The organism is Leeuwenhoekiella obamensis (assembly GCF_055391795.1).
The window spans coordinates 456,915-482,975 of sequence record NZ_AP029251.1; the positions used below are offsets into that span (position 1 = coordinate 456,915).

Annotated in this window: 25 protein-coding genes; 15 read left to right on the forward strand and 10 right to left on the reverse strand. The window is 39.6% G+C overall.

The features are described from left to right. Positions 1–67: 67 nt before the first annotated feature. From pfkA to ACZ5L8_RS02105, 3 genes are all read left to right on the forward strand, one after another. Entirely contained in the window at positions 68–1,054 is a 987-nt protein-coding gene (gene pfkA, locus ACZ5L8_RS02095; RefSeq protein WP_464439406.1) for a 6-phosphofructokinase, read from the forward strand. 28 nt (positions 1,055–1,082) lie between these two features. Beyond that, the gene (gene gap / locus ACZ5L8_RS02100) at positions 1,083–2,084 is read left to right on the forward strand and encodes a type I glyceraldehyde-3-phosphate dehydrogenase (protein ID WP_464439408.1); all 1,002 of its coding nucleotides are present in this window, start codon (positions 1,083–1,085) and stop codon (positions 2,082–2,084) included. Between the two features lie 81 nt (positions 2,085–2,165). After that, positions 2,166–3,029: a BadF/BadG/BcrA/BcrD ATPase family protein gene (locus ACZ5L8_RS02105; RefSeq protein ID WP_464439410.1), complete on the forward strand. Its 864-nt coding sequence runs from the start codon at positions 2,166–2,168 to the stop codon at positions 3,027–3,029. On the opposite strand, the gene ACZ5L8_RS02110 is transcribed toward ACZ5L8_RS02105, so the two are convergent. Together ACZ5L8_RS02110 and ACZ5L8_RS02115 are read right to left on the reverse strand one after the other, a co-directional pair. Continuing rightward, positions 3,026–3,406, reverse strand: a complete 381-nt coding sequence (locus tag ACZ5L8_RS02110; RefSeq protein WP_464439412.1) for a RidA family protein — start codon at positions 3,404–3,406, stop codon at positions 3,026–3,028. The genes ACZ5L8_RS02105 and ACZ5L8_RS02110 overlap by 4 nt on opposite strands. Positions 3,407–3,493: 87 nt before the next feature. Beyond that, on the reverse strand, positions 3,494–6,184 hold the full coding sequence (locus ACZ5L8_RS02115) for a putative LPS assembly protein LptD (protein ID WP_464439414.1): 2,691 nt from the start codon (positions 6,182–6,184) through the stop codon (positions 3,494–3,496). Between the two features lie 179 nt (positions 6,185–6,363). Here ACZ5L8_RS02115 and ACZ5L8_RS02120 point away from each other — a divergent pair, with 179 nt between their 5' ends. The 6 genes from ACZ5L8_RS02120 to ACZ5L8_RS02145 all read left to right on the forward strand — a co-directional run bounded on the left by ACZ5L8_RS02120 (position 6,364) and on the right by ACZ5L8_RS02145 (position 11,611). After that, positions 6,364–7,452: an N-acetylmuramoyl-L-alanine amidase family protein gene (locus tag ACZ5L8_RS02120; protein WP_464440902.1), complete on the forward strand. Its 1,089-nt coding sequence runs from the start codon at positions 6,364–6,366 to the stop codon at positions 7,450–7,452. 64 nt (positions 7,453–7,516) lie between these two features. After that, positions 7,517–8,467 carry an MlaD family protein gene (locus ACZ5L8_RS02125; RefSeq protein ID WP_464439416.1) on the forward strand — a complete coding sequence of 317 codons (951 nt, stop codon included), beginning with the start codon at positions 7,517–7,519 and terminating at the stop codon, positions 8,465–8,467. 5 nt (positions 8,468–8,472) lie between these two features. Then, the gene (locus ACZ5L8_RS02130) at positions 8,473–9,810 is read left to right on the forward strand and encodes a 4Fe-4S dicluster domain-containing protein (RefSeq protein WP_464439418.1); all 1,338 of its coding nucleotides are present in this window, start codon (positions 8,473–8,475) and stop codon (positions 9,808–9,810) included. Positions 9,811–9,845: 35 nt separating this feature from the next. Continuing rightward, positions 9,846–10,280, forward strand: a complete 435-nt coding sequence (locus tag ACZ5L8_RS02135) for an LNS2 domain-containing protein (protein ID WP_464439420.1) — start codon at positions 9,846–9,848, stop codon at positions 10,278–10,280. 6 nt (positions 10,281–10,286) lie between these two features. After that, positions 10,287–11,078, forward strand: coding sequence for a (Fe-S)-binding protein (locus ACZ5L8_RS02140; protein WP_464439421.1), 792 nt, complete (start codon positions 10,287–10,289; stop codon positions 11,076–11,078). A 149-nt stretch (positions 11,079–11,227) separates the two neighbouring features. Beyond that, positions 11,228–11,611 carry an HU family DNA-binding protein gene (locus ACZ5L8_RS02145; protein WP_464439423.1) on the forward strand — a complete coding sequence of 128 codons (384 nt, stop codon included), beginning with the start codon at positions 11,228–11,230 and terminating at the stop codon, positions 11,609–11,611. Positions 11,612–11,740: 129 nt separating this feature from the next. On the opposite strand, the gene ACZ5L8_RS02150 is transcribed toward ACZ5L8_RS02145, so the two are convergent. Continuing rightward, positions 11,741–12,118, reverse strand: coding sequence for a VOC family protein (locus ACZ5L8_RS02150; RefSeq protein ID WP_464439424.1), 378 nt, complete (start codon positions 12,116–12,118; stop codon positions 11,741–11,743). 6 nt (positions 12,119–12,124) lie between these two features. Continuing rightward, a complete protein-coding gene (gene fahA, locus ACZ5L8_RS02155) occupies positions 12,125–13,414 on the reverse strand; it encodes a fumarylacetoacetase (RefSeq protein ID WP_464439425.1) in 1,290 nt (429 codons plus the stop codon). A gap of 106 nt (positions 13,415–13,520) precedes the next feature. Between fahA and glyA the strand changes: the two genes are divergently transcribed. Beyond that, positions 13,521–14,795 carry a serine hydroxymethyltransferase gene (gene glyA / locus ACZ5L8_RS02160; RefSeq protein WP_464439426.1) on the forward strand — a complete coding sequence of 425 codons (1,275 nt, stop codon included), beginning with the start codon at positions 13,521–13,523 and terminating at the stop codon, positions 14,793–14,795. Positions 14,796–14,843: 48 nt separating this feature from the next. Here glyA and ACZ5L8_RS02165 read toward each other — a convergent pair whose 3' ends face one another. Then, the gene (locus ACZ5L8_RS02165; protein WP_464439427.1) at positions 14,844–15,299 is read right to left on the reverse strand and encodes a hypothetical protein; all 456 of its coding nucleotides are present in this window, start codon (positions 15,297–15,299) and stop codon (positions 14,844–14,846) included. Positions 15,300–15,323: 24 nt separating this feature from the next. Continuing rightward, the gene (locus tag ACZ5L8_RS02170; protein WP_464439429.1) at positions 15,324–15,887 is read right to left on the reverse strand and encodes a thioredoxin family protein; all 564 of its coding nucleotides are present in this window, start codon (positions 15,885–15,887) and stop codon (positions 15,324–15,326) included. A gap of 114 nt (positions 15,888–16,001) precedes the next feature. Here ACZ5L8_RS02170 and ACZ5L8_RS02175 point away from each other — a divergent pair, with 114 nt between their 5' ends. Further along, positions 16,002–16,307 (forward strand): phosphoribosylpyrophosphate synthetase, encoded by a 306-nt coding sequence (locus tag ACZ5L8_RS02175; protein ID WP_464439430.1) that lies wholly within the window; start codon positions 16,002–16,004, stop codon positions 16,305–16,307. Positions 16,308–16,644: 337 nt separating this feature from the next. Here ACZ5L8_RS02175 and ACZ5L8_RS02180 read toward each other — a convergent pair whose 3' ends face one another. From ACZ5L8_RS02180 to ACZ5L8_RS02190, 3 genes are all read right to left on the reverse strand, one after another. After that, positions 16,645–19,167, reverse strand: coding sequence for a M14 family metallopeptidase (locus tag ACZ5L8_RS02180; RefSeq protein WP_464439432.1), 2,523 nt, complete (start codon positions 19,165–19,167; stop codon positions 16,645–16,647). Positions 19,168–19,304: 137 nt separating this feature from the next. Further along, positions 19,305–19,685, reverse strand: coding sequence for a PUR family DNA/RNA-binding protein (locus tag ACZ5L8_RS02185; RefSeq protein ID WP_464439434.1), 381 nt, complete (start codon positions 19,683–19,685; stop codon positions 19,305–19,307). Positions 19,686–19,758: 73 nt separating this feature from the next. Beyond that, complete coding sequence (locus ACZ5L8_RS02190) at positions 19,759–21,510, reverse strand: ABC transporter ATP-binding protein (RefSeq protein ID WP_464439436.1); 1,752 nt, start codon at positions 21,508–21,510, stop codon at positions 19,759–19,761. Between the two features lie 194 nt (positions 21,511–21,704). On the opposite strand from ACZ5L8_RS02190, the gene nusB reads away from it, so the two are divergent. The 3 genes from nusB to yajC all read left to right on the forward strand — a co-directional run bounded on the left by nusB (position 21,705) and on the right by yajC (position 23,473). After that, a complete protein-coding gene (nusB, locus tag ACZ5L8_RS02195) occupies positions 21,705–22,652 on the forward strand; it encodes a transcription antitermination factor NusB (RefSeq protein ID WP_462599101.1) in 948 nt (315 codons plus the stop codon). Between the two features lie 66 nt (positions 22,653–22,718). After that, complete coding sequence (locus ACZ5L8_RS02200; RefSeq protein WP_462599100.1) at positions 22,719–23,177, forward strand: DUF1573 domain-containing protein; 459 nt, start codon at positions 22,719–22,721, stop codon at positions 23,175–23,177. 5 nt (positions 23,178–23,182) lie between these two features. Beyond that, the gene (gene yajC, locus ACZ5L8_RS02205; RefSeq protein WP_462599099.1) at positions 23,183–23,473 is read left to right on the forward strand and encodes a preprotein translocase subunit YajC; all 291 of its coding nucleotides are present in this window, start codon (positions 23,183–23,185) and stop codon (positions 23,471–23,473) included. Between the two features lie 73 nt (positions 23,474–23,546). Here the strand turns inward: yajC and pepT are convergent, their stop codons facing one another. After that, complete coding sequence (gene pepT / locus ACZ5L8_RS02210) at positions 23,547–24,785, reverse strand: peptidase T (RefSeq protein ID WP_464439439.1); 1,239 nt, start codon at positions 24,783–24,785, stop codon at positions 23,547–23,549. Between the two features lie 122 nt (positions 24,786–24,907). Here pepT and ACZ5L8_RS02215 point away from each other — a divergent pair, with 122 nt between their 5' ends. Further along, complete coding sequence (locus ACZ5L8_RS02215; protein ID WP_464439441.1) at positions 24,908–25,924, forward strand: quinone-dependent dihydroorotate dehydrogenase; 1,017 nt, start codon at positions 24,908–24,910, stop codon at positions 25,922–25,924. Positions 25,925–26,061 lie beyond the last annotated feature (137 nt).

A 26,061-nucleotide genomic window follows, 5' to 3' on the forward strand; every position in this document is an offset into this window, starting at 1 on the left:
AAATTGGACGCTTAACATCATTGAAAATTCAATTCAATTACTATTTTTACCTGCCTTATTTCAAAAAATGAGTAAAAAAATTAACAAAATAGCGGTTTTGACCTCTGGGGGAGATTCTCCTGGAATGAATGCAGCGGTTAGATCTGTTGTGCGTACATGCGCATATCATAATATAGAATGTCTGGGTGTCTATCGTGGGTATGAAGGTCTTATTGAAGCAGACTTTGAACCTATGAACGCGAGAAGCGTAAGAGACATCATTAACAGAGGAGGAACTATATTAAAGTCTGCTCGCTCGATGAGGTTTAAAACCCCAGAAGGAAGAAAGCAAGCGTATGATAATCTTGTAAAAGAAGGTGTTGATGCCATGGTTCTTATTGGCGGTGACGGAACTTTTACTGGAGGGCTTGTTTTTAATAAAGAGTATGATTTTCCTGTAATTGGTATTCCAGGAACCATTGATAATGATATCGCTGGTACGGACTTTACGCTAGGATACGATACTGCGCTTAATACAGCTGTAGAAGCTATTGATAAAATACGTGATACAGCAAGTTCACATAACCGACTTTTCTTTATTGAGGTTATGGGACGTGATGTAGGTCATATTGCGCTTAATGCGGGTATTGGAGCAGGAGCAGAGCAGATCATGATCCCAGAAGAAAGTATTGGGATCGCAAGATTGCTTGAGTCTCTAGAGCGTAGTCGCAAAAGCGGAAAGCTTAGTAGTATCGTGATCGTTGCAGAGGGTGATAAAACGGGTAAGAACGTTTTTGAACTTAAAGATTACATCGATGATCTTAACGAAGGTTATGATGTGCGTGTAATGGTGTTAGGGCATATGCAACGTGGTGGTTCTCCTACTTGTTTTGACAGAGTTCTTGCAAGTAGAATGGGCGTTAAGGCTGTAGAAAGTCTTATGGAAGGAAAAAGCAACTTTATGGTAGGTACAGTGCATGATAAAATGACGCTGTGTCCCATAGAAGATGCTTTGCACGGAGAATCAAAAATCAACAAAGAATTAATACGGGTGTCTGAAATAATGACCACCTAAATTTTAATAATCAAAACAAACCAAAAGAATGGCAAATTTAAAATTAGGAATCAACGGTTTTGGACGCATTGGAAGAATTGTGTTTAGAGCTACTGTGAAGAGAGATAATGTAGATGTAGTTGCAATTAATGACCTACTAGATGTAGAGCACTTAGCATACCTACTTAAATATGACTCTGTACACGGTCAGTTTGATGGAACCGTAGAAGTTAAAGATGGTAACCTTATCGTTAACGGTAAGACCGTGCGTGTTACTGCAGAGCGTGATCCTAAGGCGCTTAAGTGGGATGAAGCTGGTGTAGACGTTGTAGCAGAGTGTACAGGTATCTTCACTACACTTGATACTGCACAATATCACCTTGATGCTGGTGCTAAGAAGGTTGTGATTTCAGCTCCTTCTAAAGATGCTCCTATGTATGTAATGGGTGTAAACCACAAAGAAGCTACTGCTGATCAAAACATCGTTTCTAACGCTTCTTGTACTACAAACTGTCTTGCACCTATCGCTAAAGTATTAGATGATGCTTACGGTATTGAAGAAGGTCTTATGACTACAGTTCACGCTACTACAGCTACTCAGCTTACAGTAGATGGTCCTTCAAAGAAAGATTACCGCGGTGGTCGTAGCGCGATGGCAAACATCATCCCTGCATCTACTGGTGCTGCAAAAGCAGTAACTAAAGTTATCCCAGCTCTAGAAGGTAAATTAACAGGTATGGCATTTAGAGTTCCTACTACAGATGTTTCTGTTGTAGATTTAACTGTACGTCTTGAAAAAGAAACTAGCTACGAGGATATCAAGAAAACATTTAAAGCAGCTGCAGAAGGTGAACTAAAAGGAATATTAGGATACACTGATGAGGCTGTAGTATCTCAGGATTTTGTAGGTGATGCACGCACAAGTATCTTTGATGCAGGTGCTGGTATTGAGTTAAACTCAAAATTCTTCAAGGTTGTATCATGGTATGATAACGAGTTTGGTTACTCAAACAAACTTGTAGACCTTGCTGAGTACGTAACTTCTCTATAGTTTACACTTTCTTGAAGAAATTTAATAGACCCTTTTCAATCAACTTTGAAAGGGGTCATTTCTCTAAATTAACAGGATTATATGATTTTAGTAGTAGATAGCGGTTCTACAAAGACAGACTGGATCGCACTTAATGAAGAAGGGGATCAGATGTTCCAGACACAAACGTTTGGACTTAACCCTCAAGTACTTTCGGCAGAAATCCTTACAGAGCGAATCATAAATAATTATGAGCTCTATAAACATCGCCATGAAGTAACTCACGTCTATTTTTATGGCGCAGGTTGCGGTACTATCAAACCTCGTGAACTTATAAGAGAAGTATTTAATGACTTTTTTGACAAGGCCACAAACATTGAGATTAAAGAAGATACCCACGCGGCACTTTATGCTACTACTAAAAAAGCTGAATCAGGAATTGTTTGTATCATAGGTACAGGTTCTAACTGTAGCATGTATGATGGTAACGAGATCGTACAGAAGGTAACTTCTCTAGGATACATTCTTATGGATGATGGTAGTGGTAATTACTACGGGAGACAACTTCTACGTGATTTCCATTTCAATAAAATACCTAAAGATCTTGCTTACGAATTTGCAAAAGAGTTTGACCTTACTGCGGAGACGATCAAGAATCAGCTTTATAAAATGCCAAACCCTAATACTTATCTTGCACAGTTTGCACGTTTTCTTATTACAAATAAAGAACACGAGTACAGCCAGCGCTTGATAGAAAAAGGGCTTAGGTTATTTATAGAAAATCAAATTCTTCAGTTTGAAGAAGAGGCAAAAACAGCTCCTGTACATTTTGTAGGATCTATCGCCTTCTATCTTCAAGATGAGCTTAAGAGATTGCTTAAAGAATACGACCTTACAATAGGAAGAATTTTAAAACGTCCTATTGAAGGCCTTGTAGCATATCACCGTAGTTTTATTACTGTCTAAACTACTGCGATCATAGATATTTCTACATTCACAAATTTTGGCAAATTCGCCACTTCAACCGTCTCTCTTGCAGGGGCGGTTTTTTCGTTAAAGAACTCACCATAAACTTCATTTACCTTAGCAAAACTGTTCATGTCGCTTAAAAAGATCGAGCTTTTTACAACATGCTCAAAGGTAAGATCTGCAGCAGCAAGAATAGCCTTAAGATTACTCATCACCATACGCGTCTCTTCTTGTATATCACCACTTACAAGTTTGCCGGTTTCAGGATTCATTGGGATCTGCCCGCTTATGTAAAGTGTGTCTCCAGAGAAAATGGCCTGATTATATGGGCCTATAGGTGCCGGAGCTAGCGGAGTGCTTATTATTCGTTTCATGGTTATTAGTTAGCATTAGATTAAGAATGCTAAATTAAACCATCTGTATTTTTTGAGGGTGGCTTTCGCCAAAAGATATCAAACTACTTAAAGACGTTCGTCAGGAGATCTACGTTTCTCGTACTTAAGGTCACTTAGCACGCTAGACTTAATGCCTATGAAAAAGTTCCAAGATGCATAAGACCCAAAAGGCGTCCATGTAAATGTCATGTTGAAACTCTCTAGATCACGTCTAAAGCGTAACTGCGTAGGAGTAAAGCGCATGTTTGTAAAATCTACACCAGAAGATGCGCCCACAAACCAGCGTTCGCCAAGCTCTACATCACCACTAAAGTTTAAAGCGTGTGATGTTATACTGTTTTGACGTGTTGCATTACCATAATTTATATTGTAGTTGGCACGCAACGTCCACGGAATTTTAAAGCGATAAAACGGCTGTTCTTCTTTTTCTTCTTCTTTCTCTTCAGGAACTTGAGAGTCTGCATAAAATTCGCCGTTGATCTCGTCTGGTGATGCGCCAAAAAGATTATCCTGCCTACCACCATTGCGATACGTTTGATTTTCTAAAGGATCATCATTTTCAGTTTCTTTATCAAAATCCTTGCTGGAGAAGGAATACCCAAAACTTGCAAAAGCATTTGTTAATCTAAACAAACTACCACCGTTGTCAATATTCCATTTATCGATTCTTCGGTTGTTGTTGTTAAGCGCATAAGGATCTAAAGTCATCCCAAAATTCACATTCAGTTTTCTTTGAACGATCGGGATCGAACCTCGCATTTGAACTGGGCTTAACTTTAAACTGTCTGCAGCAAAGTTGTAATTAGTAGATATCGCAAAGTTGTCTAGCAGTGAGATCTTTTTTGGCTCTAAAGCCGTACTATCTTTATCGCGCACTTTTGCTTCAATACTTTGGTTAATATTAATGCTTAAGCCGCTAGATTTAAAGTTACTAGGCGCGCCATAAAAACCACCTTGAAATCTAGAGTATTCTATTTCGCGCGTAAGCGGACCATTAGGATTATTAGCCTCAGGCGCTAAATAAGTCTCGTAATATTGATCAAACGCCGGGTTGTAGCTATATGAGATGCTAGGCTTGATCACGTGGCGTATAGCTTGTATTTTTTTGTCTTCGCCAAAGGGAATTGTACCATAAATCGTGGTTCCCACACTTGTACTGAAGTTGTAGGTTCTAAAAGCATCAAAACCTTGAACTGTGTCAGTAACGACCTCGCGTTCTATCTCATCAAATCTGCGGTCAATAGTTTCAAAAACCCAGTTCTCTGTATAATTAGTACTCGCCGAAACACTAAAATGTTTGAACATTTTAAAGTTGGTCGTGATCGGGATGCTATGGCGAATTCCCATTTCACCTTCTCTAAACATCTTAGCGGTAAAGAATTCTTCGTCTGTGGTTACAAACCTGTTTTCGCCACGTCCAGAATAGTTCAAGTTAATGTTTTGAATAATCCCTTTTTTCGTCCCGCTGCTTGGCGCAAAAGGATAAATACGATCTACGTTAAGTTGCATCGTAGGCAATGTCATATTGATCACGCCAGTTCTTGAGTTCTGCGAGTGCGTACCGGTTAAGGATAAATTAACCTGCGGGATGGTTTGAAAAGTCTTAGAATAAGAAACCGATGAGCTAAAGTTGTTCTGTAAACGGTTACCTATGTTGTTGATGTTTATACTTTGGTTGTAGTAATCGCTACTTCCCAAGTTAACCGAAGCTGAGAATCTAGAGTTCGGGCTAGATTTAGAATCTTGTTGATGCGACCACTGGATGTTATAAATATTCGTACGGCTGTAATCTGGTAAACCTAATTCGCTAGTAATTTGCCGTTCGTATCTAATATTCACGTTACCGCTGTACTTGTATCTCTTTTTATAAGAAGTTGCAGCGCGCAAACCATAACTACCATTAGTATAATAATCTCCGGTAAGGGTAAGATCAAAGTAATCGCTTAAAGCGAAATAGTAACCTCCATTCTGCAAGTAATAACCGCGCCTGTTAGACTCTCCAGGAGAAGGCAGTATAAACCCAGAAACCGCACGTTTTTTCTCCATAGGGAAATAAGAAAAAGGAATCCCGATAGGAGTAGGAACATCAGCGATAAACATATTTACAAGACCAGTAACGATCTTCTTACCTGGTATGAATTTTACCTTACGCGCATAAAAATAATATTCAGGATCTTCTTCGTTTGCACTCGTGGTGAAGCGCACATTACGCATAAAAACAACACTGTCATTTACGCGTTTACTTACTTCGTTTTTAATGAAAAACTCCTGCTGTTGCGTGCGTGAACCGTATATGATCGCCTTTTCAGTCTTAAAGTTAAATACGATACTATCTGGCTTTACCTCATTTTCTGCCTGTACAAAAACCGGGATTTGAGTATACGTGCCGCTAGTATCAACAATACCTCGAGCAAAAACAGTATTCGTTTTGTTATCTAGTATGATCTCGCCGGCATTTATCGTCATATCTTGATAGGCGATCTGTGCTTCATTGTATAAATAAAGTCGCTGCGTTTTTCTCTCAAAATGCGTATAATCCGTCGCGTTATACTTCACAATGTCAGAAAGTGGCTCACGCGGACCAGGAATTGAATCTGTTTTTGTAGAATCTTGTTGCGCAGTATTTACAAGAGGTTGATCAGTAAGCGTATTGCCTTCCATCACATTTGGCACACCGTTTGAAATAGAATCCACTGGTTCTATGGAGGTTGCCTTAACAGGTATATCCTGCCCAAAAACAGCAACGTTGCAAAGCATGAAAAGGCTTAAAGCGATAAGGATTTTCAGACGGTTTGTTTGCAAATCGATTAGTGCTATTTTTGTGTGAATTTTGTGCCTCAATTAAAGTGCCAAAAGTACATCATTTTTTCAAAGGCGAGTTCCGATTGAGCAAAAATGCCATGTACCAAAATCTATTGATCTACGTTAAGATGCATATGAAAACGAGAATACTTTATATCCTAGTATGTTTAATCTTTCTTTTTAGCGGGCTTTCGCCAAAAGAAATGCACGCTCAAGAAGGTAAGAAGTTTGTGGTGGTTCTAGACGCCGGTCACGGTGGTCATGACCCTGGGAAGAATTCAAAATACGGGATTGAGAAGGATATTGCTTTAAAGATCGTTCTTCAAGTAGGAAAAGAGCTAGAGAAAAACAAAGACATCAAAGTTGTTTACACACGTAAAACTGATGTGTTTGTAGAGCTTTTTGATCGTGGGAAGATCGCTAATAAAGCAGAAGCAGATCTTTTTGTTTCTGTTCACTGTAATGCGCATAGTTCGCAGGCAAGTGGAGCAGAGACCTATGTTCTGGGTTTACATAGGAATAAAACCAACTTTGAAGTTGCAAAAGCAGAGAACGAGGTGATCTTTCTGGAAGAGAATTATGAAGAAAAATACGGTCAGTATGATATCAATTCTCCAGAGTCATTAATTGGTTTGACCATGATGCAAGAAGAGTTCTTAGATCAGAGCATACAGCTGGCAGATTTGATTCAGACTAATTTTCGCGAAAAGCTAAAAAGAAAAGATCGCAGTGTGAAGCAGGCGGGTTTTATTGTATTGCATCAAACGGTGATGCCTAGCGTACTAATTGAAACAGGATTTGTTACTAATGTGGAAGAAGGTAAGTATCTTAATTCTTCTAAAGGGCAAACAGCGATCGCAACTTCTATTGCAAATGCGGTAAAAGAGTATAAACAAAACGTAGATACAAACGACTTTATACATATTAAGGACATCGTACCAGCGGCAAAAGTGGATGATAAAGTATATAAGGATGTGGTCTTTAAAGTGCAGATCGCTGCTAGTAGTAAAAACCTTGATATCAAGCCATATAATTTTAAAGGTTTACGCAATATTTCAAAGGCGAAGGAAGGCAATTTGTATAAATACTATTATGGTGCCACTTCAAACTATACACAGATCACAGAACATTTGGCGGAAGCCAAAAGAAAGGGCTATAAAACCGCATATATAGTGTCTTTTCAAAACGGAATTAAAGTGCCTGTAAAGAATATCTTAAATTAAAGTTTAGGCGACAAGGGTAACCAAAATTAATTCCTAAATTTGTTTCTATATCAAAAAAATTACTTTGAAATTTTCTAAAGAGGTTAAAACTGGTCTTCTTGCCGTTGTTGCTATTATTCTGCTAATATTTGGTTATAGCTTTTTAAAAGGGCGCAATTTATTAGATAACGACCGTACATTTTATGCTGTATATGATAATGTTGAGGGACTTGCGCCTTCGTCTAGCGTTACCATTAATGGTCTTGAAGTGGGTAAGGTAGTGTCTATTGATTTTCTAGGTAGAGAAGGAAAACTACTTGTTACGTTTAAGGTCAATAATGACTTTGAATTTTCTAAAAACAGTACCGCACAGATCTATGGTGGTGGTCTTATAGGTGGTAAATCGCTTGCGGTTTTACCAGATTATGAGCAAGGCATGATGGCAAAGGATGGTGATACACTTCCTAGTAATGTTGAGGAAGGGATCATGGAGCTCGTGAATGAGCGTCTTACCCCGCTACAGCGAAAAGTAGAAAGCGCAATAACAGATGCAGACTCGGTATTAACAGCAGTTGTAGATGTTCTTGATAAAGATACTCGTAGAAACTTGCGTGTAGCTGTTGCAGATCTTAGTATCATGGCATCAGAGTTTAAGAATGCTTCTCAAGAGCTTAACGGTTTGATCTCAAATAACAGTTCTAAGCTTGATCGTACTTTTACGAATCTTGATGAAATGTCTACTAACTTTAATAAGTTAAGCGACTCATTGGCTCAGTTAGAGTTGAGTCCGCTGGTGGCTAAGTTAGAGAACGCGATCACAGACTTTGAGTCTATTGCTGCTCGTCTTGAGAACGGTGAAGGAACCGCTGGTAAACTTCTTAAGGATGAGAAGATGTACGATAATCTTGAAGGTGCTACGCGACAGTTAGAACAACTACTACAAGACATAAAACTCAACCCAAAACGTTATATTCATTTCTCTGTTTTTGGTAAAAGACCTGGCGACTATCAACCGCCATTAGATTCTCTTAGATAATATTCATGCAGTACTTACCTAATATACTTTTTGCACTGGCCCTTATTGCAGGGGGAGGTTTTTTTGCGTTAAACGTTAAGAAGCTTATACGTAACATCAAGTTAGGTAAAGATGAAGATCGCAGCGATAACAAGGCCATTCGTTTTAAGAATATGGCAAAGATCGCGCTAGGACAATACAAGATGGTGCGCCGCCCTGTTTCGGGGATCATACACGTTCTTGTATATCTTGGTTTTATCATCATTAATATAGAGGTATTAGAGATTATCATAGACGGTGTGGCTGGTACACACCGCGTTTTCTCATTTATGGGTGGCTTCTATGATTTTCTTATCGCGGTGTTTGAAGTTTTTGCATTGCTCGTATTCGTTGGGGTAATTATCTTCTGGCTACGCCGAAACATCATGCACATCTGGCGTTTCTCGCAAGGTGAACTTAAGGGCTGGCCTAAGCTAGACGCAAACCTTATCTTGTATTTTGAGTTTGTATTGATGCTGGTGTTCTTAACGATGAATGCCGCAGACTTGCAGCTGCAATTGCGAGGAGCAGAGCATTATGCTAGCGAGGCTGGTATTATTGGTTCTTTCCCGGTGAGTCAGTTTATCGCACCTATTTTTGAAAACACAGCCACTGCAACGCTTATCATTATAGAGCGTGCCGCATGGTGGTTGCATATATTAGGGATATTAGTATTCCTTAATTATCTATACTATTCAAAGCATTTGCATATTCTTCTAGCATTCCCTAATACATATTACGGACGTATGAAGCCACAAGGTCAGTTTGATAATCTAGATGCAGTGACACAAGAGGTAAAACTCATGATGGACCCTGAGGCAGATCCTTATGCTGCTCCTGCAGAAGAGGCCGCAGAGCCAGAGAAATTTGGCGCAAGCGATGCAACAGATCTATCGTGGGTACAACTTATGAATGCTTACACCTGTACAGAGTGTGGCCGTTGTACTAATGAATGCCCCGCAAACAGAACAGGAAAACTTCTCAGTCCGCGTAAGATAATGATGGATACACGCGACCGAATAGAAGAGATAGGTAAAAATATTGATAAAAATAACGGCAAATTTGAAGATGATGGCAAGCAACTTCTAGACGATTATATCACTAGAGAAGAGCTGTGGGCGTGTACAACTTGTAACGCGTGTGTAGAAGCCTGCCCGGTAAGCATCAATCCGTTGTCTATTATTATGAGTATGCGTCAGTACCTTGTTATGGAGCAGAGTGCTGCGCCTAATGAGCTTAACAACGCTATGAGTAATATTGAGAACAACGCTGCACCATGGCCTTACAACCAGATGGACAGAGCAAACTGGGTTAACGAAAACTAAAATCAACAAACCAAAAACCAATAAATATTTCAGTAATGAAAAAAGAAGAGGTAGAGAAAATGTTGCACGACAAAGTAGAAGGAGGAGAACACGTAAGCCCTGTATTGCCAGAAGGTATCAAGAATTATCTTATTGATATTGATGGAACCATCACAGAAGACGTGCCTAACGAAGAGCCGGAGCGCATGGTAACCTGCGAGCCGTTTCCAGATGCGCTCGAAACATTAAACAAATGGTATGATGAAGGGCATATGATCTGCTTCTTCACATCCAGAACAGAAGAACACCGCGAAGTTACAGAAACCTGGTTAGATAAAAACGGTTTTAAATACCACAGCCTACTTATGGGCAAACCACGCGGGGGTAACTACCACTGGATAGACAATCACCTAGTGCGCGCTACCCGTTATAAAGGAAAATTCACAGACCTTGTAGAAAAAGAAACTACAATAGAAGTATTTAAAGATTAAGCATACATGTCACAGACTCTCACAGTTCCCACAATGGCTCAATGCATGGCAGAAGGCAAGACTCCAGAAGTCTTGTTCTGGGTAGGCTGCGCTGGCAGCTTTGATGATAGAGCAAAAAAGATCACAAAAGCCTTTGTAAAACTACTTAACAAAGCCAATGTAGACTTTGCCGTTCTGGGAACCGAAGAGAGCTGTACAGGTGACCCCGCAAAAAGAGCAGGTAACGAATTCCTGTTCCAGATGCAAGCAGTCACCAATATTGAAGTATTAAACGGCTATGAAGTAAAGAAGATCGTTACCGCATGCCCGCACTGCTTTAATACCATTGCAAACGAATATCCCGGCCTGGGCGGCAACTACCAAGTATTGCACCACACCCAGTTCCTCAAATCCCTCATAGCAGAGGGGCGCCTCACCGTACAAGGCGGTAAATTTAAAGGCAAACGCATCACCTTTCATGACCCATGCTACCTCGCAAGAGCAAACAGGATCTATGAAGCACCCCGCGAACTCCTAGAAAAATTAGAAGTAGAACTGGTAGAAATGAAACGCTGCAAAACTAAAGGCTTCTGCTGTGGAGCCGGCGGCGCACAGATGTTTAAAGAACCAGAGAAGGGCAACAAAGATGTAAACGTAGCCCGCACAGAAGAAGCGCTAGAGGTAAAACCAGACGTCATCGCCGCAGGATGCCCATTTTGCAACACCATGATGACAGACGGCGTTAAGGCAAAGCACAAAGAAAGCGAGATAGAAGTGCTAGATGTAGCAGAGATGATCGCAAACGCAGACGACCTTTAACCACCCCACACCACACGTATAATTATCCTTTTTTGGCTTTCGCCAAAAGTAGCCTCATGCGATTTAACTATCTTTAGCATGCACACAATCAGCGGTTTGTTGCTTTGTGGCCTGTCAAAACATAGTTAGAACTCTCAATACGCATACCCATGGCTTTTAAATATAAAGTAGTCTCTCGCGGCGAACCCGGCGTAACCGGCGGCGGAAACATCAAGTACTATCCCGTAGCAGATAACCACAACCGCATAGATCTCTCGCAACTAGCGATCGAGATAAGCCGCAGAAGTACAATGGGTAGGGCAGATGTTGTGGGTGTGCTTACCGCACTAGTAGACATCATCCCGCAGAAGCTCGCTACAAATCATATTGTAGAGCTGGGCGAACTAGGCTCAATGCGGTTAAGTCTCAAAGGCACCGGCGAAGAAAGTGTTGCAGCAGTAAGCAAAGAAAACATCACTGGCAACAAGATCGTTTATAGCCCAGCAAAAGACATCAAGCAACGCTTACTCACGCTAGACTATACCAAGAAATAAAAAAGAGTTGCGCAACTTTCTACCAGATCATGCTTATGATTTGATAAAGAGTTGCGCAACTCTCTTTTGATCGTTGCGCAGTATTTTTCGCGCCCCAGCGCAATAAAAAAGTATATACTGCTTATTGCTTTATGAAACCTGGGTTGCGATAGACCACATATTACCGCTAAAGTCTGAGATAGTACCGCGTTTATCATCGTCTTCGCTAAGCTGTGTGGGCTCTTTAATGCCCTTGCAACCGGCAGCGATCGCCTTGTTGTAAACGGCAATGGCGTCTTCTACATACACGTGCAATACGGTGCTGTTTGCCGGGTAGTGCTCATTAGCGTCTGCGAGCATAAGCACGGTGTCGCCTATTTGCACCTCGGCATGGCCTATCTTGTCACCACGGTCGTACCTTCTCAAGGGTTTTGCATCAAAGATCGTTACCAGTAGATCGATCATTTGCTGCGCGCCATCTACGATGAGGTAGGCAGAGAGGTCGTTGTATTCGCGTGGTTTGTACATGAGGTTTTACTTCTTTTTAGGTTCAAAAACCGGTAGTAGCTTAGTAGAACATTCGCCAAAACCGATGCGCACATTGTCTTTCTCGCAATAGCCACGCATGATCACGGTGTCGTTGTCTTCTATGAATTTTCTATCGCCGCCCTCTTTAAGTTTTACAGGCTTGCTACCCTTCCAGCTAAGTTCTAGCATAGATCCATAAGATTTTGGCGTAGGCCCGCTTATGGTACCGCTTCCCATCATGTCGCCGCTATTCACCGGGCAACCGTTAATGGTGTGGTGAGCCAGCTGCTGACTCATATTCCAGTACAGATGTTTAAAGTTTGATTTTGATACAACTGTTTCCTTTTTGCCATCAGGCTTAAGGGCAACTTCTAGATTGATATCAAAGCTTTTCTTACCGCTATACTGTAAATATGGTAATAACTCCTGCTCTGGTTCTGGGCTTTCTACGCGGAATGGCTCTAGCGCATCTAGAGTAACGATCCAGCAAGAAATGGTAGATGCAAAGTTTTTTGCAAGGAATGGCCCTAGTGGCACGTATTCCCATTTCTGGATGTCGCGCGCGCTCCAGTCGTTAAATAATACTAGACCAAAGATGTAATCCTCAGCTTCGTCAACCGGGATAGGCTGGCCTAGTTCATTTGCGTCTGTTGTGATAAATGCCATCTCGAGTTCAAAGTCTACAAGGCGGCTGGGGCCAAAAATAGGTTTTGTGGCACCGTTGGGTAATTTTTGCCCTTGTGGTCTGTGAATAGGGATGCCTGATGGAATAATACTACTGCTACGCCCATGGTATGCTACTGGCAGGTGAAGCCAGTTAGGCAGCAGTGCATTTTCTGGATCTCTAAACATTGTGCCCACATTAGTGGCATGTTCTTTACTACTATAAAAGTCTGTATAATCGCCTATTTGCACAGGAAGTTGCATCTCTATCTCATCCATGCTAAAGATCACACGGTCTAGATGCTCTTTATTATCCTTAAGGCTTGTGTTGCTTTCTTCAAAAATATCAGAAATACGGTCGCGCACTAGTCGCCATGTTTTGCGGCCGTCTGCGATAAAGTCGTTAAGAGTATCCTGCAAGAAGATATCATCTGTAAGCGGGATGCCTTCAAAATATCCTAACTGATGTAATGCCCCAAGATCTATGGCGTGGTCTCCTATTCTCGTACCTATAGTGATAATGTCATCACGGGTTAAGAAAACACCAAAAGGAATGTTCTGAATGGGGAAATCAGAATTCTTAGGTATTTCGAGCCAGGTTTTACGTTTAGGATCGTTCGCTTGTGAAGACATATTTTTAATAATCTGTTAGTAATTAGTTTGCTCAAATATAGAATTTATATAGTACTGACCAATTGTTATCATTACTTTTGAACCTAATTTAACAAACTTTAATACAATGCTAAAGGATACCGAAATCTTTGACCTGATAGAACAGGAAAAACAAAGGCAATTAAATGGTTTAGAGCTTATTGCGTCTGAGAATTTTGTAAGTGAAGAAGTGATGGCAGCGGCAGGATCTGTACTAACTAACAAATATGCTGAGGGGTATCCTGGTAAGCGATATTATGGTGGGTGCGAGGTTGTAGATGTAATAGAAGATATCGCTCGTGATCGCGCAAAAGAATTATTTGATGCAGAATATGTAAATGTACAGCCACACTCTGGCTCGCAAGCTAACGCTGCGGTGTTTCATACTTGTCTTAATGCAGGAGATACCTTTTTAGGTTTTGACTTATCACACGGTGGTCACCTTACTCATGGTTCTCCAGTAAACTTCTCTGGTAAACTTTATAACGCTGTCTTTTATGGTGTTGAGAAAGAAACTGGCCGTCTTAACTATGATAAGATAGAAGAGATCGCACTAGAGACTAAACCAAAAATGATAATCGCAGGTGCATCTGCTTACAGCCGTGAGATAGATTATGCACGCTTCCGCGAAATAGCTGACAAAGTGGGCGCTATCCTTTTTTGTGATATGGCGCACCCTGCAGGTCTTATCGCTAAAGGAGTGATAGGAGATCCAGTGCCACACTGTCATATTTGTACCACTACAACGCACAAAACCTTACGTGGACCTCGTGGAGGTATGATCCTTATGGGTAAAGATTTTGAGAACCCATTTGGTATCAAATTGAAGAATGGCAACCTGCGTATGATGTCTTCTTTATTAGATAGTGGGATCTTCCCAGGTAATCAAGGAGGACCATTAGAGCACATCATCGCTGCAAAAGCTATTGCTTTTGGTGAAGCACTAACAGATGAGTTCTTACACTACGCAGTGCAGGTAAAGAAAAATGCAGCTGTTATGGCAAAAGCATTTGTTGATAAAGGATATGATATTATCTCTGGCGGTACAGACAACCACATGATGCTTATCGATCTTCGCAACAAAGATGTATCTGGTAAAGAAGCAGAAGAGGCGCTAGGTAAAGCAGATATCACTGTGAACAAGAACATGGTACCGTTTGATACACGTTCTCCATTTGTAACTTCTGGTATTCGTATAGGTGTTGCAGCAGTAACCACCCGCGGACTTAAAGAAGACGATATGGGAGCGATCGTAGAACTTATAGATGAGGCTATCGCAAATCACGACAATGATGAGAAGCTAGAGTCAATAGGAGAGAAGGTAAACGAGATGATGCAAGACAGACCTTTGTTTGTAATGTAATATTAGCCTTTCGGCGAAAAGAACAACCCCGCAGCGATGCGGGGTTTTTTATTGAATGTCTTTTATAAAAATGCTTCGTCCTCTAAAGGAAAAATCTTCACCAGCTTTCTTTCCTTTAATAGCTTCCCCAATGGGCGATGATAAGGAAATACAGAACACTTCTTCCTTATCAAATTTTACAGGGCCAAGGCTTATTGCCAGAAAGTAAAGTCCGGCGGTGGTATAAACTAAGCTACCGTAGTGTGCATTGTTGTGATCAGCATTTGGCGAAAGCCTGTTTAATTCCTGCTTTTGATTAAGGGTTTGATTGAGTTGGCGTTCAACATTGGCAAGTTCAATATCTGCCATTGCTCTGCCTGTTTCAAACTTATCACCCGCGCTGCTCTTAGTATCATTGTCACGAGATTCTTGTATTGATGCGATGTTAGCTTTAAAGCCATTTATCTTTTCATCAAGAATGCTATGCAAATGCAGGATGAGCTGTTCTTTGAAGTCTTTACTCATAATAAGATAATGGTAAAGACCAGTTTAAGAATTCGGCTTCCATTTAATATTACAGCCTATGCTAGGCTTTTGATGCTGATTTTGAGGTCTGCTATTCAGGACATTGTCTAAAGCTTCGCGTAGGTCTCTTCCGTTTACTGGGATGCCATTACCGGGGCGAGAATCATCTAATTGTCCGCGATATACTAGCTCTAGCGCATCGTCAAAAAGATAGAAGTCTGGCGTGCATGCCGCGTCATATTCTTTGGCGACAGCCTGAGTCTCATCATACAGATAAGGGAAAGTGAAATTGTGTTTGCGTGCATTTTGATGCATTAGCTCAGGGCCATCTTGTGGGTAGTTCTCTACATCATTACTGCTAATGGCGACAAAGCCAAAGCCAAGCACTCGATAATCATTTGCAATGCGCACCATCTCGTCATTAATATGCTTTACAAAAGGGCAATGATTGCATATGAACATCACCACAGTGCCGCGCTCACCTCTTACATCCTCTAGTGAAACTGGTTTTTTTGTTACTGTATCAAGAAGAGTGAAGTCAGGAGCTTTTGTCCCTAGCGGGATCATATTAGATGGAGTGTTTGCCATTGTATTGAGTTTGCTGATGTGTCGTTAGAACTGCGCTAAAGTTACAAATACTAAAGTTGTTTTAAAGTTTTGTCATGGGAGAAGGCGCTTTGTAATTTTAAGAAAAACAGAATCATGAAAAATACATATTCATCACTTAGTGTAGCCATTGAAGACTTGAAGAAGAAAGGTTATGATACAGATTTTAATCTTATAGATGATGGCATAGAATCAAAGCATTTAAAACGTATTTGGAAAGCCGAAGAAATAGAAGTAGAAGAGGCTATGCGTTTTGAAGGAATGTCAAATCCTGATGACAATAGTGTGCTTTATTTGATCAACACAAAAGACGGAATTAAAGGTCAGCTGGTAGATGCCTATGGCGCTTACAGCGGACAAATTTCTAAAGAAATGATAGAGAAACTAAAGATCACACATTAAACTTGAAATTTTAACACAACTGATTATTAGTCTTTTATGGATTTGACAACAAAAGAGAGAGTTTGTGAATAATTGTTTAGTAATCAAACGTTTGCGTTGTGTTAAAGCGGTTGTTTTTTACTTAAAATTTTGAATAAAATGAATCGAAATTGAAGTAAAATTGAAAATAATTTATGTAAAAGGGTGAAAACTTGCGAAATAGGGGTTTTTTACCCTTTTTTAATACAGATATTTTTGCAATCTTTATACCGATGAAACAATTTAATTGTTTTCTCTTCTAAACTAGCCAATGGGATTACCCCAATCTATTTTAAAATAGATTGGGGTTTCTTTTTTATTACATCGCTTTATCAAAGAAAATAGCGTTCATTAGTAGCTTGTTCGTCCCGTACCAAAATGATCTGAAATTTGTGTTGTCTGTCATGATGATCACGCTTCCTCTACCATAGCGTTGTTGAACAAATGGTCTTGTGTTCTTTATTGCTTCAAGGTTGATCTTGCTTATATATCCACTGGCTAATGGATCTTCCGTGTATTGAATAGGATTTTTATAGCTAGTATCATCTGCTTCAATAAAAAGAGTTGTGTTTCTAAACAAGAATAGATTATCATCACCCATCCCAAAATTGACAGGATGTGATCTATCTAGTTTAGCCTTAAAAATCGCTCCACCTATTACCTGTGCCCCGCTAAACTCATCACGTTGTTCAAAAGATATGTTCTTTGCAGGATTGCTGGTAGGAACAAAATCTACATTGATCATGTTATTACTGCTTAACCATCTAGCTGCATTGCGATAGCCAATAAGATTACCGCCAAGTTTTACCCAAGTCTTTAAAGCTTCAGAAGCGTTGTCGTCTATTGCGCTTCCCCAGGCGTTTGGTAAAATGATGTCTGTGTATTTACTTAGATCATCTCTACCTAAGTTCTTTGTATCAAGCTTTGTGATGACCATGTCATAGCGCGTGTCAAATAGATGCCAGATCTCACCTGCATCAGCATAAGTGATTCCTTCGCCGACAATAAGACCTACTTTAACAGGTTTAACTGGTTCAAATTGGCGACTACCAAAGTCGATTCCATTTGGCGTAAGCCCAGTAGAAGCTGCATCGATCTTAACCGGAGTTTCATTTGTGATCTCCTGAACAAGAGAATAGATCTCATCTGGATTCAGGTTTTGATTTTGAACAGTAAACATGATCGTACCATAATCATATTCTTTACCGCCAGAAGTAAACGGTTGCATAGCGACTTTTGCTCTGATGCCCGCGTTAAGAAGTTTGCTTAATGCCTTTGGTGCATAATAATCTTCCCAGTGAAGTAAATACGCATAATTACTTTTTCCAGAAAGCTGACCTTCTGGTATTGCAAGATTCTCAATAGTTTCACCTCCTAAACTGGTAGATGCATTGTCTGCGAAATCAAGGTCAAAAGCCATCGGGAAGCTCCATGCGCTGATGTCGTAAAAAAGACTGTCTTGAAACGTAGTTCTGGTCTCAAACATTGCTTTTAAAATGGTAGAATGCATTTGATCTTTAGGAACAACATAAGAAGCATTTGCGTCAAATTCTTTACCGTTGATCTTGAAATCTTTTGAAGGTTTCTGAATTTCTATTCCTTGTCTATCTAAGATCTCGGCTAGATGATACGCTCTGGCAGGATCATCTTTTGACCCAAAAACATAAGCATCTTTACCCGCAGCATTTCTCTCATCACTATAAAAATCACGCTGATAGTTCAGCAGTTTTTCACGCATGCTATTCGCGGCTTCAATGGTTGAAAGGAAAGTGGCAAACTGATTTCTTATTGTAAAAGGAAAAGTAAGTACGCCATTATCTGTTTCTTGTGCGTGACCACGTGAACTGGCTTGCTCAAAGAGAATACCTATGCTTCCGTTAATATCAGGGAAGGTTGAACCTTTGCCATAATAAAAGTCATCATAGTCTTCCTCTGTGTAATACAGCGAACCGATTTTATCTAGCGCCTTTGCATGATATGTACCGATCTCTTGGGTGAGTTGTTGGTTTAATTTTGGCGTAAGCGGGTGTGTTCTTGAGGGAATTCCTGGTTGGAAGAAAAATGAACTATTGCTTCCCATCTCGTGATGATCTGTCAAGATGTTAGGATACCATTCATGAAAGGTTTTAATGCGTGCTCGTGATTCTGGTAACTGCACAGGCAGCCAATCTCTGTTGAGGTCAAACCAGTAGTGATTTGTTCTTCCGCCGGGCCATGTCTCATCATATTCACGATCTTGAGGATCTGTATTTACATTGATCGCTTTGTTAGAATTTGCCCAGTGCGCAAAGCGTTGCAATCCGTCAGGGTTAAAACTTGGGTCAAATAGAATAACTGTATTTTTAAGAATAGCTTCGATTTTTGGTCCTTTGGCTGCAGCCAAATAATATGCTGCGAGTAAACCGGCGTTAGAGCCACTGGGTTCGTTACCGTGAATTGACATCCCTTGATAGGTCACAACAGGCATCTGGCTTAAATCTGCATTTGTACCCTCGCCAGTGTTAAGGGCGACGTGTGCTTTTCTTATTTCTTCAAGGTTTGCATGATTCTCCGGAGATGTGATTATAAGTAGAAGAATAGGTCTGCCTTCAAAGGTAGTGCCTCGGTTTACCAATTTTATACGTGGAGAAGCATCGGCCATCTGGCGCATATAGTCAGCAAGTTTGTCGTGGCTTACGTGCCAAGTTCCCGGAACCCAGCCTAAGATATCTTGCGGTTTTGGTATCGACTCATCATAAGTGACATCGTCTGGTAAATAATATTCTAATTTGGGATAATGATCTTGCGCAACTGCGGTAAAGCAGATCATTGAAAAAATGAATAGTGTAAATTTTAATCTCATAAAAGGGGTGTGGTTGTTTAGTGATTTTTTAAATATATGGATTAAGGTAAAGCGGTAAAACAACACAGCATAAAAAAAGCCGACAGTGTAAATACTGTCGGCTTTTTTAAGAATATTATAATTGATGTGTCTAATTTTTAGATATCATCAAAACTTACATCAGTAAAAGTTTTAGTAGAAGCATCTGCAAACTCTTCAACTTCTTCTGTGGTGTTGCTCTCTTTAGAGAAATCACTCTGGTGACGCTCGCTGATCACTTCTTCTCCTTTTTCATTAAGGATATAAGAAGTCATCTCGTTTAAGATCTCATTGAAACCATCAAAATCTTCTTTATATAAATAGATCTTGTGTTTCTTGTAATGAAAAGAACCGTCGTCGTTAGTAAATTTCTTGCTTTCTGTAATGGTTAAGTAATAATCACCAGCACGAGTTGCCCTTACATCAAAGAAATAAGTTCTTCTTCCTGCTCTTAGTACTTTTGAGAATATTTCATCATTCCCCTGCGTTCCGTTACTCATAATTACATTTTATAGTTAAGGTCTTGTTAACGTCAAAAATGATAAAAATTCTTATTGTGCCAAAATTTTTATTCTATTTCTTTTCTTCCAATTGCTTTTCATAAAGCTCTTTGTAATACCCTTCTAGCTTAATGAGTTCTTCATGTTTACCCTGCTGAATGATTTTACCATCTTCAAGAATAATAATATTGTCTGCATTCTTCGCAGAAGATATCCTGTGGCTTACAAGAATGGTGGTTTTTTCTTGAGAAACACTGTTTATATTAGAGAGTATTTCTTCTTCGGTTTCTGTATCTACGGCGCTTAGACTGTCGTCAAAAAGTAAAATCTTAGGATCCTTTATCAACGCACGGGCAATGCTTACACGCTGTTTCTGGCCACCAGATAATGTGATACCACGTTCGCCTAGAATAGTCTCATATCCTTTGCTAAAGCCTTCAATGTTTGTATGTACGGCAGCCGCTTTCGCGGAAGCGATAACCTCCTCATCACTTGCTTTAAACTTGCCAAATTTTATATTCTCCTTGATCGTGTCGCTAAACAAGAAAGCATCTTGTGGCACATAACCGATGCTATCACGAAGATTGTCAAGATTGAGTATGTTTATCGGTCTACCATCTATCAAGATCTCGCCGCCAGTAACATCATAAAGTCTAGTGAGCAATTCAAGAACCGTAGATTTACCCGAACCTGTTTTACCGATCACCGCAAGCGTTTCACCTACTTTTACTTTAAAGCTTACATCTTTAAGCGCTGTGATATTAGTGTCGCTATATGTGAAAGTAACATTTTTAAATTCTATCTCGCCGGTAATAGGAGTAAGCTTTTGTGTAGGGTTTTTAATCTCTGGTTTCTCTTTAAGAAACTCATTGATGCGCTTTTGTGAAGCTTCGGCTTGTTGAACTAATGAGGTGATCCATCCCACAGATGCCACAGGCCAAGTTAACATGTTTACATAGATGAGAAACTCGACGATAACACCTAGATCAGGAATAGTGCCGTCTAAGTATTGTCTTCCTCCAATATAAATTACAAGCAGGTTACTAGCGCCTATCAATGCAACCATTAGTGGGAAGAAAAACGCTTGAACTTTTACCAGATCAAGGTTTTTATTACGATTCTCTTCTGAAAGATCGGCGAACTTTAATCCCGTTTGTGGTTCTAAACCATAAGCTTTAATAACACCGATACCGCTAAATGATTCTTGTGTAAAAGTGCTAAGATGTGACAAATATTGCTGTACAACTGTACTTCTTTTATGAATTAGCCTGCTTAACTTATAGATCGCCACACTAAGAATAGGCAACGGAATCAAAACATAAAGTGTGAGCGAAGGAGCCGTGTAATACATATAAGGTATTACAGTTGCAAAAAGTACTAATGTAGTTACACCATACATGATCGCTGGGCCTAGATACATTCTCACTTTAGAGACATCTTCACTAATACGGTTCATCAAGTCGCCGGTGCGATTTCTTTTGTAAAAACTTAGTGAAAGCGCCTGGTATTGATCATACACTTCATCCTTAAGATCAGCTTCCATGTAGCGAGAAACCACGATAAACATTTGTCGCATTAGGAAAGTAAAGAATCCTGATAATAAAGCTGCGCCTACAAGAAGCAGCAGTGTCATTAAAAGATCATGTTTAAACGCTTCATAATCACCACCATTCTTAAGATACTCTTCAATAGATTGAATCATATCTCCGGAGAACTTAGGCGTAAGAATCGCAAAAACACGGGCAATGATCACGATAAAGAAACCGAGGATCAATCGCCATTTATACTTATTGAAATATTTGTTGAGGTGTTGTAGTTCTTTCATGCTTAAAAAGGAGAGAGCAAAGATAAAGTAATAAGATGAACCTTAAATGCGCAGCGAGATGTAAATCTTATCAATAAAAAGATAAAAATCATTTAGCCACCTTTAGCAAATGATATATTTTTGCAGCGCAAAAGGAGCGTGTGTTCATTCTCTTTTTCAATCGTAAGTTTTTAACCTTTTCAGTTCTTTGTAAAATGCTCAATAGAAGGCATATCAGGATTAAAGTAATGCAGGCCGTTTACGCGCTTCATCAAAGTGAAGAGCAAGATTTGCATAAAGAAGCTAAGTTCTTACAACTTAGTATCGCACAGATGTATGATCTATATCTTATTCTATTAGATCTCATCATAGAGATTCATGCACATTCTAAGGAGTATTTAGAATTATCCCAGAACAAGATCCTTGCTACAGAAGAGGATAAAAATCCCAGTCTTAATTTTGTAAATAACGCGCTCTTAGTAAAGCTTGCTGAGAACGAAACGCTTCAGAAGGAGTTAGAGCGCAGAAAGCTTAAAAACTGGAGGCTAGACAATGAGTATGTGCATCTTATTTTTGATGAGTTGCGCGAGAGCGATCTTTATAAAGATTATTTGGCTGTAGCCAAAACAGATTTTAAAGAAGATAAAAACTTTGTCTTAGACTTCTTTAAGCAAATCGTAGCGCCAAACGACAAATTGTACGACTACCTAGAAGATTATAGATTGACTTGGCTAGATGATCTACCAGTGATCAATACTACAATTCTTATGCGTTTGCAAAAGATTAAACCTAACTCACCTGAAAGTACGATCTTACCAAAATTGTACAAAGATGAGGAGGATGAACAATTTGCGAAAGACCTTTTTAAACGCACAGTGGCGAATTTCACCTTCTTTGATGATGCGATTAAAGGAAACACGCCAAACTGGGATCAGGATAGAATTGCAATGATAGACAGAGTGTTACTGCATATGGCGATCTGCGAATTTTTAAAATTCCCATCTATTCCTGTAAAAGTAACTATCAATGAATATCTAGAACTTGCAAAAGAATATTCTACTCCTAAGAGTAGCATTTTTGTAAACGGAGTTCTAGACCGCCTTGTTAAGCAATATAAAAACAACGGCGAACTCAATAAAAGTGGCCGCGGACTTATAGAATAACCGTGCTGTCGCTAGAATTTTATGTGATAAATTGTATTTTTGACAATACTTAAAAATCAAGAAATAATGAAAAAAGGAATTATTGCATTAGCAGCTGTTTGCGCACTTGCATTTACATCTTGCAAGGATGATGCATCTAACAAAGTAAAAGACGAAAATGTAGAAATGGCAGCTAGCCGTGATGCTAACGCGACTGTTTTCCCGGTAATGGAGTTTGAAGAAACTGCTTTTGACTTTGGTACAATAAATAGAGGAGAGAATGTAGAACACACATTCACTTTTAAGAATACAGGTAAAGCTCCACTTGTGATCACAAACGCTACAAGTACTTGTGGTTGTACAGTTCCTACTTGGACTAAAGATCCTATCCAACCAGGAGATACAGGTGAGCTTGTTGTAAAATACAACGGTAGCGGTTCTAACGCGGTTACTAAGAAAGTGACAATTAAATCTAATACAGAAAAAGGTAGCGAGGTAGTAACGATCAATGCGTTCGTTAAGCCAGCTGGAGCCGTACAAGGATAATGAATATGGATAATATTACGGGGTTTTTACCCTTATTGGCAATGATCGCTGTGGTTTACTTATTTATGATAAGACCACAAATGCAACGTCAAAAAAAGGAAAAAAAGTTCGCAGAAGCACTTAAAAAAGGTGATAGAGTTATTACTAAAAGTGGTCTGCATGGTAAAGTGCTTGAATTAAATAATGATGGTACCTGCGTTATTGAAAGCGGTGCCGGTAAATTAAAGTTTGAAAGAAGCGCGATCTCTATGGAAATGAGTGCAAAATTGAATGCACCAGAAGAGAAAAAGAAATAATTTACCAGAACATATTTCAAATAAAAAAGCCGCTGAATTTTTCAGCGGCTTTTTTATTGCTTCTATTTTATGATTATGCTTTTGCTGTGTTTTGTGCGATTTGCACGATCACTTCTACAGCTTTCATCATACTTTCTACAGGTACATATTCAAATCTGCCGTGAAAGTTATGCCCGCCAGCAAAGATGTTAGGACAAGGTAATCCCATAAAAGATAACTGACTTCCATCTGTACCACCGCGAATAGGTTTGATGATAGGTTCTACACCTACTTCTTCCATTGCGATTTTAGCGATCTCGACAATGTGCATCACTGGTTCGATCTTTTCACGCATGTTGAAGTATTGATCTTTTATTTCTATGGTGATCACTTCTCTTTGATATTGAGTATTGAGTTCTTCAGTAAGATTTTGTAAAAACTCTTTTCTAGCTTCAAAGTGCTCTTTGTCGTGGTCACGAACTATAAGTTCGAGGCGTGTTTCTTCCACGTCACCTTCTATTCCATGTAAATGGAAAAAACCTTCTCGCTCTGATGTGTGTTCTGGTCTTTCTAATGGAGGAAGCGAATTGATAAAATCTTGCGCTATAAAAATACTGTTTACCAGTTTACCTTTTGCATAACCTGGATGTACGCTTTTTCCTTTAATGGTAACAACAGCGCCCGCGGCATTGAAGTTCTCATATTCTAATTCGCCTATTTGACTTCCGTCTAAAGTGTATGCCCACTGCGCACCAAACTTTGCTACATCAAATTTATGAGCGCCTCTTCCTATTTCTTCATCTGGAGTGAATCCTACTCGAATTTTACCGTGCTTGATCTCAGGATTTTCTTTGAGGTATTTTATGGCTTCCATGATCTCTGTGATACCCGCTTTATCATCAGCGCCAAGCAAGGTTGTACCGTCTGTCGTGATAAGGGTTTGGCCTTTATAGTCTAGCAAACTTTCAAACTCTTCTGGCGAAAGCTTGATCCCTTTTTCTGCATTAAGAATAATGTCTTTGCCGTCATAATTATTTATGATCTGTGGCTTTACATTGGTTCCGCTAAAATCTGGCGTGGTATCATAATGGGCGATAAAACCTATTGTAGGCGTCTTGTCGCTCTCAATATTAGATGGTAAGGTGGCCATTATGTAGCCGTTTTCATCAAGAGAGATGTCTTCAAGTCCTAAGCCTTGCAACTCGTATTCTAACTTACGTGCAAGATCCCATTGTTTATCTGTGCTGGGTGTGGTATCGCTATTAGGATCGCTCTGCGTGTCAATAGTTACGTAGCTTACAAAACGATCTATCAAAGATTGTTTATAGATCATGGTTAGTTTTTGTTGTAAAATTAAATGATTGCTTTAAGGTGTTGAAGCAGAAGTCTCATTTTGGGTAAAATTTGTGTTTTTGTGTGCGGTTTAAATTATTTTTGACGCTCATTTTCTGCAGCATGTATAAATCTTTCATCAGGCCTTTATTATTTCAATTTGATCCAGAGGCTGTTCATCATTTTAGTTTTAAAGCAATTAAGATCGCGCACAAAATTGGCTTAGGCGGTGTGATACGATCTATGTATGCGGTAGAAGACAAATCGCTAGAACGTGAGGTTTTTGGCCTGAAATTTAAAAATCCGGTAGGTCTTGCGGCAGGTTTTGATAAAGATGCGAAGTTATTTAAAGAGCTTTCGGGATTTGGATTTGGGTTTATTGAGATTGGTACGCTTACGCCAAAACCACAACCCGGTAATCCTAAGAAGCGACTTTTTCGCCTTAAGGCAGATCAAGCGATCATTAACCGCATGGGTTTTAATAATGGTGGGGTAGATGAAGCTGTTGAGCGCTTAAAGAAGAATAAAAACGTATTGATAGGCGGAAACATCGGCAAGAATAAAGTAACGCCTAATGAAAATGCGGTAGATGATTATGTGTATTGTTTTAATGCACTTTTTCCGCATGTAGATTACTTTGTGGTGAATGTGAGCTCGCCTAACACGCCTGGTTTAAGAGAGCTTCAGGATAAGGAGCCTTTAACAAAGTTGCTTCTTAAATTACAGACGCTTAATCTTGAGAAAGAAACTCAAAAGCCTATTCTGCTAAAGATCGCTCCAGATCTTACAGATGATCAATTGCTAGATATAATTGATATTATTAATGAAAGCAAGATCGCGGGTCTTATCGCAACAAATACAACTATAAGTCGCGACGGACTTGTAAGCGAAAATAAAAATGAGACTGGAGGATTGAGCGGTAAACCACTTACAAAACGCGCAACAGAAGTCATTAAATTCATTAAATCTAACAGCGCGGCCAAATTCCCTGTAATTGCTGTGGGCGGGATCTTCACTCCAGAAGATGCTTTAGAAAAACTACAAGCAGGAGCAGATCTTGTTCAGGTTTATACAGGATTTATCTACGAAGGGCCGGCGATGATCAAGAAGATAAATAAGCATTTAGTTAAAAATATGTAAAAGAATAACTTAGCATCAAGTTATTATTACGCATTACCTCTGTTTTATTTATATATTCGTCGCCTAGAGAATGAGCGCTTGACTGTTTTAAAATATAAAATATCCCTTTTCAGATCTTTAAGATTACAGCATTTATG